At 57.2% G+C, this 15627-nt stretch carries 16 protein-coding genes; 9 read left to right on the forward strand and 7 right to left on the reverse strand.

Going from position 1 to position 15627, the window contains the following annotated elements; all coding sequences use genetic code 11:
- Window positions 1-254: 254 nt before the first annotated feature.
- A complete protein-coding gene (locus ACQY5R_RS13245; protein WP_428609277.1) occupies window positions 255-1022 on the reverse strand; it encodes a hypothetical protein in 768 nt (255 codons plus the stop codon).
- A 42-nt stretch (window positions 1023-1064) separates the two neighbouring features.
- Between ACQY5R_RS13245 and ACQY5R_RS13250 the strand changes: the two genes are divergently transcribed.
- Window positions 1065-1877: an NAD-dependent protein deacetylase gene (locus ACQY5R_RS13250; RefSeq protein WP_428609279.1), complete on the forward strand. Its 813-nt coding sequence runs from the start codon at window positions 1065-1067 to the stop codon at window positions 1875-1877.
- Window positions 1878-1934: 57 nt separating this feature from the next.
- On the opposite strand, the gene ACQY5R_RS13255 is transcribed toward ACQY5R_RS13250, so the two are convergent.
- Window positions 1935-2747, reverse strand: coding sequence for a PhoH family protein (locus tag ACQY5R_RS13255; protein WP_428609282.1), 813 nt, complete (start codon window positions 2745-2747; stop codon window positions 1935-1937).
- A gap of 246 nt (window positions 2748-2993) precedes the next feature.
- On the opposite strand from ACQY5R_RS13255, the gene ACQY5R_RS13260 reads away from it, so the two are divergent.
- From ACQY5R_RS13260 to ACQY5R_RS13270, 3 genes are all read left to right on the forward strand, one after another.
- A complete protein-coding gene (locus tag ACQY5R_RS13260; RefSeq protein ID WP_428609285.1) occupies window positions 2994-4724 on the forward strand; it encodes a 2-oxoacid:acceptor oxidoreductase subunit alpha in 1731 nt (576 codons plus the stop codon).
- Window position 4725: 1 nt separating this feature from the next.
- The gene (locus ACQY5R_RS13265) at window positions 4726-5568 is read left to right on the forward strand and encodes a 2-oxoacid:ferredoxin oxidoreductase subunit beta (RefSeq protein ID WP_428609288.1); all 843 of its coding nucleotides are present in this window, start codon (window positions 4726-4728) and stop codon (window positions 5566-5568) included.
- Between the two features lie 67 nt (window positions 5569-5635).
- On the forward strand, window positions 5636-6055 hold the full coding sequence (locus ACQY5R_RS13270; protein WP_428609292.1) for a DMT family protein: 420 nt from the start codon (window positions 5636-5638) through the stop codon (window positions 6053-6055).
- Between the two features lie 80 nt (window positions 6056-6135).
- Here the strand turns inward: ACQY5R_RS13270 and ACQY5R_RS13275 are convergent, their stop codons facing one another.
- The 5 genes from ACQY5R_RS13275 to ACQY5R_RS13295 all read right to left on the reverse strand — a co-directional run bounded on the left by ACQY5R_RS13275 (window position 6136) and on the right by ACQY5R_RS13295 (window position 10698).
- Window positions 6136-6381: a YfhL family 4Fe-4S dicluster ferredoxin gene (locus ACQY5R_RS13275; RefSeq protein WP_428609294.1), complete on the reverse strand. Its 246-nt coding sequence runs from the start codon at window positions 6379-6381 to the stop codon at window positions 6136-6138.
- Window positions 6382-6425: 44 nt separating this feature from the next.
- Window positions 6426-6905: a pantetheine-phosphate adenylyltransferase gene (gene coaD / locus ACQY5R_RS13280; protein WP_428609297.1), complete on the reverse strand. Its 480-nt coding sequence runs from the start codon at window positions 6903-6905 to the stop codon at window positions 6426-6428.
- Between the two features lie 506 nt (window positions 6906-7411).
- A complete protein-coding gene (gene rsmD / locus ACQY5R_RS13285; RefSeq protein ID WP_428609299.1) occupies window positions 7412-7996 on the reverse strand; it encodes a 16S rRNA (guanine(966)-N(2))-methyltransferase RsmD in 585 nt (194 codons plus the stop codon).
- 4 nt (window positions 7997-8000) lie between these two features.
- The gene (locus ACQY5R_RS13290; RefSeq protein WP_428609302.1) at window positions 8001-9314 is read right to left on the reverse strand and encodes a M16 family metallopeptidase; all 1314 of its coding nucleotides are present in this window, start codon (window positions 9312-9314) and stop codon (window positions 8001-8003) included.
- 4 nt (window positions 9315-9318) lie between these two features.
- Complete coding sequence (locus tag ACQY5R_RS13295; RefSeq protein WP_428609305.1) at window positions 9319-10698, reverse strand: M16 family metallopeptidase; 1380 nt, start codon at window positions 10696-10698, stop codon at window positions 9319-9321.
- A 202-nt stretch (window positions 10699-10900) separates the two neighbouring features.
- Between ACQY5R_RS13295 and ftsY the strand changes: the two genes are divergently transcribed.
- The 5 genes from ftsY to ACQY5R_RS13320 all read left to right on the forward strand — a co-directional run.
- Entirely contained in the window at window positions 10901-11896 is a 996-nt protein-coding gene (gene ftsY / locus ACQY5R_RS13300; protein WP_428609308.1) for a signal recognition particle-docking protein FtsY, read from the forward strand.
- A gap of 19 nt (window positions 11897-11915) precedes the next feature.
- Window positions 11916-12593, forward strand: coding sequence for a cell division ATP-binding protein FtsE (gene ftsE, locus ACQY5R_RS13305; protein WP_428609311.1), 678 nt, complete (start codon window positions 11916-11918; stop codon window positions 12591-12593).
- The gene (gene ftsX, locus ACQY5R_RS13310) at window positions 12593-13564 is read left to right on the forward strand and encodes a permease-like cell division protein FtsX (RefSeq protein WP_428609314.1); all 972 of its coding nucleotides are present in this window, start codon (window positions 12593-12595) and stop codon (window positions 13562-13564) included. The genes ftsE and ftsX overlap by 1 nt, the downstream gene beginning before the upstream one ends.
- A 174-nt stretch (window positions 13565-13738) precedes the next feature.
- On the forward strand, window positions 13739-14587 hold the full coding sequence (rpoH, locus tag ACQY5R_RS13315; RefSeq protein WP_428609316.1) for an RNA polymerase sigma factor RpoH: 849 nt from the start codon (window positions 13739-13741) through the stop codon (window positions 14585-14587).
- Between the two features lie 536 nt (window positions 14588-15123).
- On the forward strand, window positions 15124-15627 hold a 504-nt coding region (locus ACQY5R_RS13320; RefSeq protein WP_428609318.1), incomplete at its 3' end, for an ABC transporter substrate-binding protein.

A 15627-nucleotide genomic window follows, 5' to 3' on the forward strand; every position in this document is an offset into this window, starting at 1 on the left:
ACTCCGTTACGTTCCTTGTCGTGGTTAACGAGGATTAGTGGCTTTCAGCCGCGCATTCTACCGGAAACCGCCAACCGAAAACATGGCGGCTCAAAAAACAAAAACGGGATAACGAGATCGGTCACCGACTGGGACAATGGGTAAACGCCAAGCAATTATGATGCAGCACCGTCGTCAGCACGCTGTGGCTGTTTGTCGCGTCACAGATTTTTTCGATAAACTCTGACCCAAGAGGCTGGCGGCGTTCAAACCGGTCAAGCCGCCTCCATCGCCGCTTCCAACAGCCCGATCAGCGCCTGTACCTCCGCAACAAAGGACGGAATCTCCTTGGCCTTGAGGCGTCGCCCAAAACGATAGAACAACAATTGGGAACCACGCCCCTCCACCACCAATCCGGGATGGCTAATCAGAAATGCCTGGACTTCCGGGCTGAACAGTTTGCGACAGCGTTCGGCATCTCGCGCCAATAGCCGGTAGGTTTGACCGAACGCCCGGTTCGCTTCCAATACCTGCGGCGTAAATGCGAACCGACTGGCGACCTGGCGCATCGGCCCCGAGACCGGACTCAGATCAAAATCAGGGAAAGTGGCCGTCGATTGCAGACGCACTACGGTTTGATTACGACGCTCGATATTCACCTGATCATCGGCCACAGGATGGGCGCCGAAACCTTCGCCGGCAGCGGTCGCATCAAAACTGTAGTCGAAAATCTCTATCGAATAGCCATCCCGACGCCCCCACATCCGGTTCGCCAGGTTTTCGTTACCTTGACGCAGCAGGTCGAAATCCAATGCGCGCAGTTCCGCTGTTACCGGCTGCAGGCCCGAACTGAAATCCAGCCCCAACCGCTTGGCGGTGTGTGTCAGGTTATTTCCGCGTTGTAGCTCGCTATAGATCCCCGCCGCAATAATCAGCACGACCACAATCAGAATGGCAATTTTGCTCATATCGTCACTCAATCTAGATGCGATAACCGACCAATAATCCAGGCCGATCAGCGGTTGTCCCACAACCAGCGCCATTACGATACACTATCTTACGAGCCCTGAGCAGACCGTTCTCCTATGCAAACACTTCACCGATTCATGGCGCAGCACCCGCAGCTATTCGTGTTAACCGGGGCCGGCTGCAGCACCGATTCAGGCATCCCCGACTATCGGGATAACAACGGCCTGTGGAAACGCCGTAAGCCAATTCTTTATCAAGAGTTCATGGGCAGTGAGCATACTCGGCAACGTTACTGGGCCCGTAGCTATCTGGGCTGGATACCGTTCAGTCGGGCAAAACCGAACGCCGCGCACCAGGCACTGGCCATCCTGGAATCGCGCGGCAGAATCCACCAGCTAGTCACCCAAAATGTGGACGGCCTGCACCAGAAGGCCGGCAGCCGTCGGGTGATCGACCTGCACGGCCGCTTGCAACAACTGCGCTGCCAAAGCTGTGGCGAACCGGAATCGCGGCACTGGATGCAGCAGAAACTGGCATCACTCAATCCCGGTATCGAGGCGTACACCGCCGCCATCGCACCTGATGGGGATGCCGACCTGGAGACCGATTTCACCCAGATACAGATACCCGGCTGCCCCATCTGCGGCGGCGTACTGAAACCGGATGTAGTGTTCTATGGTGAACAGGTGCCACGCCACCGTATCGACGCCGTATACGTCGCCTTGCGCCAAGCGGATGCGTTGCTGGTGGCCGGCACCTCCCTGATGGTGTTCTCCGCTTTCCAGTTCGTCCGGGAAGCGGTACGCCAAGGCAAACCGGTGGTCGCCATCAACCAAGGCAAGACCCGGGCAGATGATCTGCTTGCATTAAAAGTGGCAAGACCTGCCAGCGAAACACTGATGGAACTGGTGGATCAGCTACCGAAATGAGCGTCGGGCGGAGCAAAAATGGCGCTATCGTGCCCGGCGGCCCGACAGCGCGCGACCTTAACAATCGTCGGCTATTTCGTAGCGATCGATCAGCGCCCGCACCAGGCCGCTACGCACGATATCGCTACGTTCAAAGGCGTGTACATACACATCGGGGAGATCACGCACTCGTACAATGGCGTCAGCCAGCCCGTTGCGACCCGGGATATCGCTCTGCGCTACATCGCCGTTAATCACCACTTTGCAGCCTTCGCCGATCCGGGTGAGAAACATCTTCATCTGCAGCGGCGTGGTATTTTGCGCCTCATCCAGCACGACAAAGGTATTGCGACCAAAGGTCTTGCCGCGCATGAAGGCCAGCGGAGCCGCCACGATACGGCCATGACGTAAAGCATATTCCACCGCTCCCGATCCGAGCCGCTCCACCAATATATCTCGGAAGGCATCGATATAGACGGAAAATTTATCATCCACATCACCCGGCAGAAAGCCCAGACTCTCCCCCGCTTCGACGGCGGGCCGGGTCAGGACAATACGTTCGATACGACCCGACTGCATCGCTTCAGCCGCCAGCGCCCCGGCACAATAACTCTTGCCGGTGCCGGCCGGCCCGATGCCGAAGGTGAGACAGTGTCGGTGAATGGCTTCGATATACTGCCGTTGAGATTCGGTGCGGGCCTTGAGGGGCTGTCTGGCACGTTGGGGAGAGTAGGCGGTTTCCAGGTGGTGATAGGGGGCGTTCAGTTCGACGATATTGGCGTCTTGGGACTGGCGTCGTTTTGTCGAGCGGTTGCGCGATTCTCTGTTTCTTTTCGATTCTGTCTGGCGTTGTTGGTTGGCTATACGTCTTGCATGAGATTTTTTCGCCATCGTTTCCGTCTCTCCTTCGCTGATAAAACCCGAATTGACAACAGGTATACAGAACGGGAATGACAGAACGATGAATCTATACGGCCGGCTCCGTTTTCCAGCCACCATAACGCACTGGCTATTTCTCGCCGGAGGATGACTATTATCATTCACTTATAAACCGGGAAATGCGAGTATAGGTAGCAGCAAAATCACCCTGGACCGTCGACTGACGAACAGGGGCGGGCACCAGCCAGGGAGAAAACGGTGGACAGGAAAACCGACCTTACAACGACTCGCAGCCTCTCGGTGGCCATTATCGGCTCCGGGGGGAGCGGTGTGGTGACGACCGGAAAGATACTGCTGGAAAGCATCGCCCGGTTTGGACTCTACGCACTGATGGCACGATCATCGGGGCCGCAGATCCGCGGTGGCGAATCCGCCATCATGTTACGGGTTGCCGACCGGCCGGTGGATAACCTGGATGATCAGTTCGATATCCTGCTGGTACTGGATTGGCTCAACGTCGACCGTTTCGCCGATGAGATACCGCTCAGCGCCGAAACGATTATCCTGTGTGATCGCGACAAGGGCGACATTCCGCCTGCCTTTAATCTCTCGCCGAACCGGCAACTGACCAGCCCCCTGGAACAGCAGGCCAAAGAGCTCGAAAACGGCCGCGCCAATATGGTCGGCCTCGGCTTGCTGGCACAACTGATGGGACTGCCCCGGGAAACGGTAGCGGCAGCCACCCGGGATACACTGAAACGGAAAGGCGAACACATCGTCAACGCCAGCCTGCAGTGTATTGAACAAGGCTACCGGCAGGCGCCGGCGCAACCCTTACTGGAACCACTCAGCGTCCCGAAAATGCCCACAACGCGCTGGAACATCAGCGGCAACGAAGCCAGTGGCTTGGGTGCCCTGCAGGGCGGCGTTCGCTTTGTGGCGGCTTATCCCATCACACCGGCCAGTGAGTTGCTGGAGTGGCTGGCGCCCAATCTGGAGCGCCTAGGCGGGGAGCTGGTGCAGGCGGAAGATGAACTGGCATCGGTCAATATGATCATCGGCGCCTCCTTCGGCGGCGTACCGGCGCTGACCGCCACCTCCGGTCCCGGCCTCAGCCTGATGATGGAAGGTTTGGGTCTGGCCGTGGCCAGCGAAACGCCGATCGTGGTCAGCAACGTCATGCGCGGTGGCCCCTCTACCGGCATCCCCACCAAATCGGAGCAGTCGGATCTCAATCTGGCACTCTACGGCTTGCATGGCGACGCGCCCCATCTGGTACTGGGCGCGCTCTCCATACGGGATAACGTCTTCACCACCGAGTGGGCGGTGAAACTGGCCGAAACGCTGCAAGCGGTAGCGATCGTGCTGACCGACCAGTCGCAGGGTCAGTCCCGCGCCGTGATCGATCCTCCCCGCTCGACGCCGCTCGAAGGGAAGCGGAAACGGGCAACAGATGCCACACATTATCACCGCTACGCCGTTACCGATGACGGCGTGTCACCGATGGCTGTTCCGGGTGATGCCGACTGTATGTATACGGCGGACGGATTGGAGCACGACCCGGCCGGTACCCCTTCATCGACCGCCACCGAACATCAACGGCAGTTGGATAAAAGGCGCGACAAACTCACCACCTTCGATTACGGAGACGACTGGGCCGACATCACCGGCGAGGGGGAGATCTGCCTCATCACCTGGGGCTCGGCCAGCGCCGCCACGCAAGAGGCGGCGGCCCGCCTAACCCGGGACGGGCACCCGACACGCACCGTCGCGGTGCGCCTGCTGTCGCCCCTGCCGACGGCGGCATTTAAGGCGGCCATCGCGAATGCCCATCAGTTGCTGGTCGTCGAGCAAAATCATAGCGGCCAATTCTATGACTATCTGAATGCACGCAAGGTACTGCCGCACAGTACTGGTTCGTTTGCCCAAGCCGGCCCATTACCGATACGTCCCCAAGCGATCGTCAACCGCATAATGCAAGGATTGTAAGATGCACGGCACAGCTCCCCAACCTCCGCTTAAACCCAAAGAGTACAAATCGGACGTCAAACCGATCTGGTGCGCGGGTTGCGGCCACTTTGCCGTACTCAGCGCCATCACCAAATCGCTGGCTCATCTGGCCCTGCCGCGTGAGCAAGTGGCGATTGTATCCGGTATCGGCTGCTCATCACGGTTGCCCGCTTACACCCATGTCTACGGTTTCCACGGTATCCACGGGCGCGCCCTGCCGATTGCCACCGGACTAAAGGCGGCCCGGCCGGAACTGACCGTGCTGGTAACCGGCGGCGATGGGGACGGCTTCTCCATCGGCGGCAATCACTTCATGCACGCCTGCCGCCGCAACCTCGACCTGACCTATATCGTGATGGATAACGAAGTGTACGGCATGACCAAGGGGCAAGCGTCTCCCACCACCCCGCCAGACTGGACGGAGAGCAAATTGACTCCACACGGGACCGGCCTGCCCAGCTTCAATCCGGCCGCTATCGCCCTGGCCTCCGGTGCCGGATTCATTGCACGGGGATTTTCCGGCGACCCCAGCGGATTGACCGACCTGATTACCGAGGCGATCCAATATCCCGGCTTCGCATTTGTCCATGTGCTGAGTCCCTGTGTCACGTACCATCCGGAACAGAAACAGTGGAAACAGGTGGTGCATGAGCAGGTGGAGGGGGCTACCGCCGATCCGCTATTGGCCGCGCAACGTATGCAGCAGGGCGACCGGATGACAACCGGCGTCATTTTCCGGGCTAACCCTATCTATCCAACAGAGCGGAACGAGTCCGCCAAGGTCTCACTCGAGCAGTTGCGGGAGCAGTTTTTGACCGGCTGAAACCGGCAGCAATAACCGCACTCGGTGCGGCATCGATTTCGTTACAGACAGATCACATTTCTGTTGTATGATCGCGCCAAATCCACCACCCCGCTTTGTCACGGAGGCAAAGTCATCCATGGCGCTCAACCTGCCGCCTCTTAGCATCACTATCGGGTTGCTGCTGGTCAGTAATCTGTTTATGACCTTCGCCTGGTACGCCCATCTGCGAGACTTGAGCCAGAAGCCCTGGCTGATTGCCGCTTTGGTAAGCTGGGGTATTGCTCTGTTTGAATACCTGCTGCAGGTACCGGCCAACCGTATCGGCTACACAACGGTCAACCTGGGCCAATTGAAGATACTGCAAGAGGTGATCACCCTGTCGGTTTTCGTCCCCTTTGCCGTCTTCTATATGAAGGAGCCGTTACGGCTCGATTTCCTGTGGGCGGCACTGTGTCTGATGGGGGCGGTATTCTTTATGTTCCGACCCCATCTACCGGTGGCCTGACAGGGCTGAATAGCCTAGTGAAAACAGATATCCCGCCATGGGGCGGGATATCGGTTACAGCAGTGGAGTGATCGCATCCGTTAGGCGGTGATGCGTTCGTATTTCTCCATCAACTCCTCTTCCGTCTCCTCGTGATCCGGATCCTTGGGGATACAGTCAACCGGACAGACCTCTACACATTGGGGTTCATCGTAGTGCCCAACACACTCGGTACAGAGTTCAGGGTTGATCTCATAGATCTCATCGCCCTGAGAGATGGCCCCGTTCGGGCACTCCGGCTCGCACACATCGCAGTTGATGCACTCATCAGTAATCATTAATGCCATAATACAAACTCCTGAAAGAGGTCCTTCACCTCAAATCTTCTCGATTAAACCGGCTGCTTGCCGTTCAGCGCCTCGACCACGAGGGGGTGGACAAACTCTGACACATTTCCCCCCAGGGCTGCAATTTCCTTTACCAAGCTTGAGGAAATATAGGCAAACTGCTCAGCCGGTGTGAGAAACATGGTTTCCACCTCCGGCGCCAGTCGCCGGTTCATCCCCGCCAACTGAAATTCATACTCAAAATCGGATACCGCACGCAAACCACGCAGGATCACATCGGCCTTGCATCGCCGGGTGAAATCAACCAGCAGACTATCGAATTCGATGATCTCCACCCGCTCCACACCCGCCAATACCCGATTGGCCAGATCCACCCTTTCCTGCAACGAGAAACGGGGACGCTTGCCGCTGCTCGCCGCCACGGCAACGATCACTTTGTCAAACAGTTTCGCGGCCCGGTGAATAAGATCGGTGTGACCATTGGTAATGGGATCGAATGTACCTGGGTAGATTGCAATGGCCATAACAGATGTCCTGCGTATTTCGTTGCCCGACTCACGATGGAACCCGACGGCAATCGATAACGTTACAAGTAATGTGGTAATGGATGCAGAATCCGCCTGATTTCAACGCTGCACCTTACCGCGAAGAACCCGACCCCGCCCCTTGAGGCGAATCGAGCCCATTTTATTCCCCAGGGTGCGAGATAATAGTATCGAATGAGACAATGTCAAATGAGAAATCTCATTTTCCCCGGATTTTTTACCCAGGGATGGGTTTATCCAGCGGAGGCCAGGGATGGCCGGGAGCGGATTTGCCCAGGGATGGGCTTATCCGGCGGAGCACCATAAATATGGTGTAGGGGCAACCCCCTGTGGTTGCCCGCTGTTTCCGGCGTATCTGAAACCCAGGTAGGCACAGGGGCCTACCCCTACAGGACGGTGGTGGTTATTTCCGATACGGCGTAGGGCCACGTTCCCATGGTTGCCCGATTTTCCGAGGCATGCGGAAAAAAGGGTAGGTACAGGAATCAACGGGTATAGAGCGCAAAGGCCACCTGACCGGCCCTCTTCTCCTTCAGCAGGACCCAGTTCCCGGGGATTGAGGGAGCCGGTCCGTGCAGATCCCACTCCAGGTAGATACGCGGGTCATCCGCCAGCCAGCCGTTCCGTTCTAGTTTCTCGCAGCAGTCGCCGAGCAGCTGATCGGCAAACGGCGGATCCAGAAAGACAATATCGAAGGGCTCTGCCGATCGCTCCAGCCAGTCGACGGCGTTGGCTTGATGAACATCCACCTGTGACAATGCCAACAGTGCCCGGTTTGCCTCCAACTGCTCGGCAACCTGCCTATTCTGCTCCAGCAGGGTGACTTGCCCGGCACCGCGGGACGCCGCTTCAAAACCCAGTGCGCCACTGCCGGCAAAGGGATCCAGACAGCGCGCCCCAGGTAACAGCGGTTGCAGCCAGTTGAACAGGGTTTCACGAGTGCGATCGGCGGTAGGCCTTAGTCCTGGACTATCGGGAAACGGTAACCGGCGCCCACGATGGACGCCACCGATGATTCGGATCTGGTTACTGTGGCCCGATCCGGGTCCGGAGCGCCGCCGTTTCGCCATTGGCTCAATTGACCTGTGCAGGCTTCTGCTCGTTACCCACCACCACCGTCAATAACTGATCCGGTTTGATGCGACGCTGGAATGCCTCGCGAATCTGCTCGCGGGTAACGCTATTCACCTTGTCGACAAATGTGTCGAGATAATCCAGCGGCAGATCATAGAATCCCAGCATGGCGATATACTCCAGTATCTTGCTGTTACTGGCGATGCGTAGCGGGAAGCCACCGGTAATGTTCTGTTTGGCCGCCTTCAGCTCATCCTCGCTCGGTCCCTGTTCAATAAAGCGTGCCAACGTCTGTTTGATAACCTGCAGCGCTTCCCCGGCCTTGGCGTTCTGAGTCTGGGCCCCGATCAGGAACGGGCCGTTGCGGCGCATCGGTGAAAAATAACTGTAAACGCTGTAAGAGAGTCCACGCTTTTCCCTCACCTCTTCACTCAACTGGGAGACCAACCCGCTACCGCCAAGGATATGGTTACCCACATAAAGAATGAAATAGTCCGGATCACCCCGATGCATACCGGGTTGCCCCATCAGGATATGGGACTGACTCGAGGGAAATTGCAGATTCAAGGTACGGGCTGCCTGCAGATCGGAAACCGGCGGCAACGCGGGGGCACGCTCGCCCGCTTGCATGCCGCTGGTTACCAATTCCGCCAGTCGCTCCGCTTCGGCCCGTTCCACCGCACCAACAATGGCAATGACCGCATTCTTCGCTACATAGTACTTTTTATAATGTGCAATCACATCCTCACGGGTGATACGCGCCAAGGATGCCTCGGTACCTTCCACCTCGGCCGCATAGGGGTGCTCCCCGAACAGGGTGTGCATGAAGGTCTTCTGCGCCACCGTGCCGGGTGACTGCTCATCATGGTTCAGCGACACCAGCATCGCCTTGCGATTGCGTTCAAAATCGGCCGCATCGAAGCGCGGTGCGCCCAGCACCTGGGCAACGGTATCCATGGTGACGGTCAGCGCCTTTTTTTCGGTCAGGGTACGCACCGACAGCCACGCCATATCACGCTGAGAACTGACCGACATATTGGCGCCAACGCTATCCAACCGTTCGGCAATCTCATCGGCATTCCACTCGCCGGCGCCCTCTTCCAGCAGCGCACTGGTCAGGGAAGCGACGCCGGGAATCGCACCGCGCGCACTTCCGCCGTCGAATACCACCCGTACATCCACCATGGGTAACTCCGGTGCCGGCACAAACAGCACCCGAGCACCCTTTTCAGTGGTCCAACTCTGGATGGCCGGCCCCGCCCAAAGATGTCCCGAAAACAGTAACAGCCACAGTACCAGCAGTCTAAAACTCATCAATTTAACCCCCATGACGTCCCCCTGCCGAACCGCGAACCGATTTGCCGCTCTCTATCGGCAACGGATCCAACCGGGTAACCGTCAGATTTTCATCCGTCAGGTAACGCTGCGCCACTTCACGCACCTGCTCCGGCGTCACTTGCTTAAGCGCCTCTACATAGCGATCCATCACACGCCAATCGAGGCCGATGGTTTCCAGCATGCCGATCTGCATCGCCTGATAGAAGACCGAATCCAGCTCAAATACTTTGGCTGCGATCACCTGCGTGCGCACCCGCTCCAACTCCTCTTCCGGTACCGGTTCGCTGCGCAGGCGGGTTATCTCCTCCCGCAACGCCTTTTCCAAGTCGGTGATGCTGTGCCCCCTGGCCGGGGTACCGTCCAACGTCAACATGCCCGGTAGGCGGGTGTAGGCGTTGTACTCGGCACCGGCCGATACAGCCACTTCACTGCCACGCACCAGGTTTTTGCTAAACCGGGCGCTATTGCCACCATCCAGGATCGCCGCCAGCATCTCCAGCGCATAGGGTTCCCAAGCGCGCTGCGCCGTGGTCATCGCCGGCGTTTTATAGCCCATCACCAGATAAGGTTCATTAGCCGGTATCTTCACCACCGAGCGCGTTTCACCCTTCTGCGGCGGTTCCCGCAGTGGTTTAAGTGTCGGGATCCGCTCCTGCTTCAGCGGACCGAAATATTTTTTTGCCAGGTCAAAAACCGCTTTCGGATCCACATCACCGACCACCACCAGGGTGGCGTTATTCGGGGCATACCAGAGACGGTACCAGTCCGCCAGGTCTTCCACCTGCAGATGATCCAGGTCGTTCATCCAGCCAATCACCGGATTGGCATAAGGCAGACTCCGGTAGGCGACCGCCGCGAACTGTTCGTACAACTGGCCAGTCGGTTTATCCTCGGTGCGCAGTCGACGCTCCTCCTTCACCACCTCAATCTCCTTGGCGAACTCTTCGGCCGGGAGTGACAGATGACGCATCCGATCCGCCTCCAACTCAAAGGCGATACCCAGCCGATCGCTCGACATGGTCTGGAAATAGGCGGTGTAATCGCGGCCGGTAAACGCATTTTCGGTACCGCCATTGGCGGCAATAATGCGGGAGAATTCGCCCGGTGGATGGGAGGGCGTCCCCTTGAACATCATGTGTTCAAGGGCATGGGAGATACCGGTAATACCATCCGGCTCATAGGAAGCCCCCACCTTGTACCAGACTTGAGAGACCATGATCGGCGCCCGGTGGTCCTCTTTTACAATCACCTTCATACCGTTATCGAGTACGGTTTCGTGCACCTGATTATCCATCAGTACCGTATTGGCCAATACCGGACTGGAAAGCAGCAGTAACGCTGCGCTGACGAGTAGTCTCATAATGTGTTCCGTGACACCCTATGGTTATCTGAGGAGACAACAGGGATAGGTTGATTCCCCGCAAAATGTTACGATCCGACTTTAACACTTAAAACCGGCCTGCAGATTATTTTCACTGCGCCGTATAAAGTCCAGGGCCGGATTTCCTTTAAAGAGACAAGACGTATTGTCATCAGTTCAATGGCATACCGGATAAACCAGCATGTTCGGATTTGGAAAGAAGAAACCACCCCAACCTACACCCGTTGAATCGGCCGTTCCGACAGAACCCGAAGTTAAGGAAGGGCTCTTTACCCGACTCAAAAACCGCCTGACCAAGACCCGCAGTAATTTCACCGACGGCTTGGCCAATTTGGTACTGGGTCGCAAGAGCATCGATGCCGATCTGCTGGAAGAGCTGGAGACTCTGTTACTGATGGCTGATGTGGGGGTGGATGCCACCACCCGCATCATCAATGAACTGGCCGGTCGGGTAAAACGCAAGGAGTTGTCTGACCCGGAACGCCTGACGACCGTGCTCAAAGAACAACTGCAGCAGATTCTCAACCGATGCGACCAACCGGTGCGTGCGGCGCAACCCGGCAAGCCCCAGGTGATCCTGATGGTGGGCATCAACGGGGCCGGCAAGACCACCACCATCGGCAAACTGGCCAAGCGCCTGCAGGATGAGGGACAGAGCGTGATGCTGGCCGCCGGCGACACCTTCCGCGCCGCGGCGGTGGAGCAGCTCCAGACCTGGGGGGAACGCAACAATATTCCGGTGGTGGCGCAACACACCGGCGCCGACTCCGCCTCGGTCATCTTCGACGCCCTGCAATCGGCCACCTCGCGCGGCGTCGATGTACTGATTGCCGATACCGCTGGGCGCCTCCACACCAAAGGCAATCTGATGGAGGAGTTGGCGAAGATCGCCCGGGTGATGAAGAAGATCGATCCCGAGGCACCCCATGAAGTGATGTTGGTGGTGGACGCCACCACCGGCCAGAACGCGTTGAATCAGGCGACCCAGTTTAATCAGACAGTGGGATTGACCGGCATTACCCTCACCAAGCTGGATGGCACGGCCAAAGGGGGGATTGTCTTCGCCATTGCCGAAAAGCTCGGGCTGCCGATACGCTTTATCGGGGTGGGCGAGGCGATCGAGGATCTCAGACACTTCGACGGGGTTGAGTTCGTCAACGCCCTGTTTGCGGAATAACCCCAACCCATCGCCGCCGATGATTCACTTCGACAACGTCACTAAGCGCTACCCCGGTGGACACGAGGGCCTGAGTAACGTCAGCTTTCATATCGACCCGGGCGAGATGGTCTTTCTCACCGGCCACTCGGGCGCCGGCAAGAGCACCCTGCTGAAGCTGATCGGACTGCTGGAACGCAGCACCCGAGGACAGGTGCGGGTGGCCGGACGCAACCTGACGCGACTGGGACGCAGCCAGATCCCCTATCACCGCCGCGAAGTTGGGATGATCTTCCAGGATCATCGCCTGCTCTACGATCGCACGGTATTCGACAATGTAGCCATGCCGTTGGTGGTGGCCGGTCTGGGCCATATCGAGATTGGACGGCGGGTGCGCGCCGCACTGGACAAGGTGGGTTTGCTCACCAAAGAGAAGAATCTCCCGATCACCCTCTCCGGCGGCGAACAACAGCGGGTGGGCATCGCCCGTGCCGTGGTCAGTAAACCGCCGGTAGTGCTGGCGGACGAACCGACCGGCAACCTGGACCCCACACTCTCCCGCGAGATCATGAGCCTGTTTGAACAGTTCAACGATGTGGGCGTCACACTGCTGATCGCCACCCACGATCTCAATCTCATCTCGCGCATGAATCGAAGGATCCTGGTGTTGGAGAAGAGCCGCTTGGCCCGGGACAGCGCCAGCGAGGTCGCTAGCTGATGCGCCGGTCACGTAAAAAACGCTCCGCACGTATCAGCCCACGGAGTTCGTTGCGGGCCGATATCTGGTTGATGCGCCACCTGCAAGTCGCCTTGGCCAGCCTCGGCCGCTTGATCCGAACACCCCTCTCCACCCTGATGACCACCCTGGTGATCGGCATCGCCCTGGCGCTGCCGTCCGGCCTCTATCTGCTGCTGGGCAACGTGGAGGCGCTCAGCGGAAACTGGGATGGAGCGGCCAGCATTTCACTGTTTTTGACCCAGAAAGCCAGTGACGAGCAAGCCCGAAAACTGGCCGCCCAATTGCAAAACGACCCGGCCATCGACCAGGTTAAGTGGGTCAGCAAAGCCGAGGCGTTGGACGAGTTCCGCCAACTCAGTGGCTTTTCCGGTGTTGTCGAGACGTTGAAAGAAAACCCCCTCCCTTCACTGCTAATCGTGGAACCAAACTCGCAACACACCGAGCCGGCCCAAGCCGAGGCGCTGCTCACCCGGCTCAAGAAGCACCGCGAGGTGGAGTTTGCCCAGCTCGACCTGCAGTGGGTAAAACGCTTTCATGCCATCACCGAAATCGCCCAACGCGGCATCATTATCCTGGCCTCGTTACTCGGCATGTCGGTCCTATTGATTGTCGGCAATACCATTCGGCTGGAGATTCAGAACCGGCACGCCGAAATCGAGATCACCAAGCTGATCGGCGGCACCAACGCCTTCATCCGCCGCCCCTTCCTCTACAACGGAGCCTGGTATGGTCTGTTTGGCGGAATTTCCGCTTGGCTGATGGTCTCCATCTCTCTGTTACTGCTGGATAATCCGGTCGAACAGCTGGCCGGCCTCTACCAAAGCGGCTTTCAGTTAAGTGGCATTAACTTCGGTACCCTGCTGATTCTGCTTGGTGGTAGTACGCTACTCGGGCTGGCCGGTTCCTGGATCGCTGTAGGTCGGCACCTCAACGAGATAGAACCAAGCTAATCCTCTTCACCTCACCGCCGCTCCCGCCAGGAACGACCGGATTACAAATTTTTCGTTATATTGAGGAACCATTTCAGCTATTAGCACTCATACCCCGCGAGTGCTAATATGTAGTAGCACTCCATATTCAAGAGTGCTAATATAATACCAGACTAAACAACTAGGGTATTTCAGATGAGCAAAGAACTCGCTATCGCAAACACACTGCCCACCGGCAGTATCGATGCCTACATCAGCGCTGCCTATCAGCTGCCGATGCTGAGCGCCGAAGAGGAGCGTAGCTTGGCAGTCAGACTGCAGGAAGAGGGCGATCTGGAGGCGGCGCGCGCCTTGGTGATGTCCCACCTTCGCTTTGTCATCCGCATTGCCAGGGGCTATGCCGGTTACGGCTTGGCCCTGCCCGACCTGATTCAGGAAGGCACAGTCGGCCTGATGAAAGCGGTACGTCGCTTTGATCCCGACCACGGTGTACGCCTGGTCTCTTTTGCTGTCCACTGGATCAAAGCGGAAATCCACGAATATGTATTGCGTAACTGGCGCATCGTCAAAGTGGCTACGACCAAGGCCCAACGTAAGTTGTTCTTTAACCTGCGCAGCTCGAAGAAACGCCTGGGATGGTTCTCCCAGGAAGAGGTGGAAGGTGTCGCCAAAGACCTGGGGGTCAAACCTGAAACCGTGCTGGAGATGGAGAGCCGTCTGAACAACCATGATCTGGCATTTGACGGCGTTGATCACAACGATGATGATCAAGCCCCCGCGCCGGCCGCCTATCTGGCCGATATGCGGATGGAGCCCTCCCGTCAACTGGAGAGCGCCGATACCGAAGAGAATGACAAGAACCAGCTCTATCTGGCCCTGGAAGGACTGGATAATCGCAGCAAAGAGATCCTTGAAGCCCGCTGGCTGGCGGAAAAGAAGATGACGCTACATGAGCTGGCGGACAAATACGGCGTTTCCGCCGAGCGCATTCGCCAGATTGAAAAAGCGGCCATGGGTAAACTGAAGGCCCACCTTATCGCGTAATTCCAATCGTCTGGCATGAAGTATTATTCATGTCCGACGATTTACCCTGCCCACCTTAGGTAAAATAGTTCATCATTACCTTGCAAAAAAACCAGAAAAAAACTATTTACTTACATTTGAAACGGTATTTTTTACTTTAATTACATTCAGTTATATAGCATTCCAGTCGCAAAATAAATCACTCCATTTTTCTCCCAACCTGTTGACCCCAGACCACCCTAGCCGTTATGCTCACCACTCGAATCCTTAAACAACGGCAATTCAAGGGTTTTTATCCCGAGTCAGTTAGCCTTTTCTGCCCTGTCAGTACCCGGCACATGCGATAAAAGGGCACTAACTAACACATCCAGCCTAGTTAAATATGAATTATTTTTCATTTTCTGGGCAACGCAGGGGATATTTACCATAGGTTTCGCGAGGTAATAATTAAAATGTATAGTAGTGTTCTGCATTGGCGGTGTACTGCATCACAGCACCCTTCAATCGCACGATACACAACAACTTACAAACAGAGCATTGAGGAGCGATCATTCAATATGAACATTAAAAAAAGCATACTCGCCCTGGCCCTAGGCACCGTAATGACGCTGGGCACATTGGGTCAAGCTGTGGCGGCGGAACCGATCAAGGTGGGTACCTTCCTGGCGGTGACCGGTCCGGCCTCGTTTCTGGGTGATCCGGAGCTGAAGACCCTGCAGATGTACATCGAGAACATCAATGCCAAGGGCGGTATCGACGGCCGTCAGGTGGAGCTGGTGCATTATGATACCGGCGGCAAGGCCAAAGAGGCGGTCAACTTCGCCAAGCGGCTGATCCAGAAGGATAAGGTCGATGTCATCGTCGGCGGCTCCACCTCCGGTTCCACCCTCTCGGTGATGCCGCTGGTGGACAAGGCGGGGATCCCCTTCATCTCCCTGGCCGGTTCGGTCAAGATCATCGATCCGGTGCAGAAATGGACCTTCAAGACCCCCCATACCGACCGTATGGCGGCGCAGAAGATCTATGAGGATATGAGCCGTCGCGGTATCAGCAAGGTGGCC

Source organism: Sedimenticola sp. (assembly GCF_050289425.1).
Classification (GTDB): Bacteria; Pseudomonadota; Gammaproteobacteria; order Chromatiales; family Chromatiaceae; genus Sedimenticola.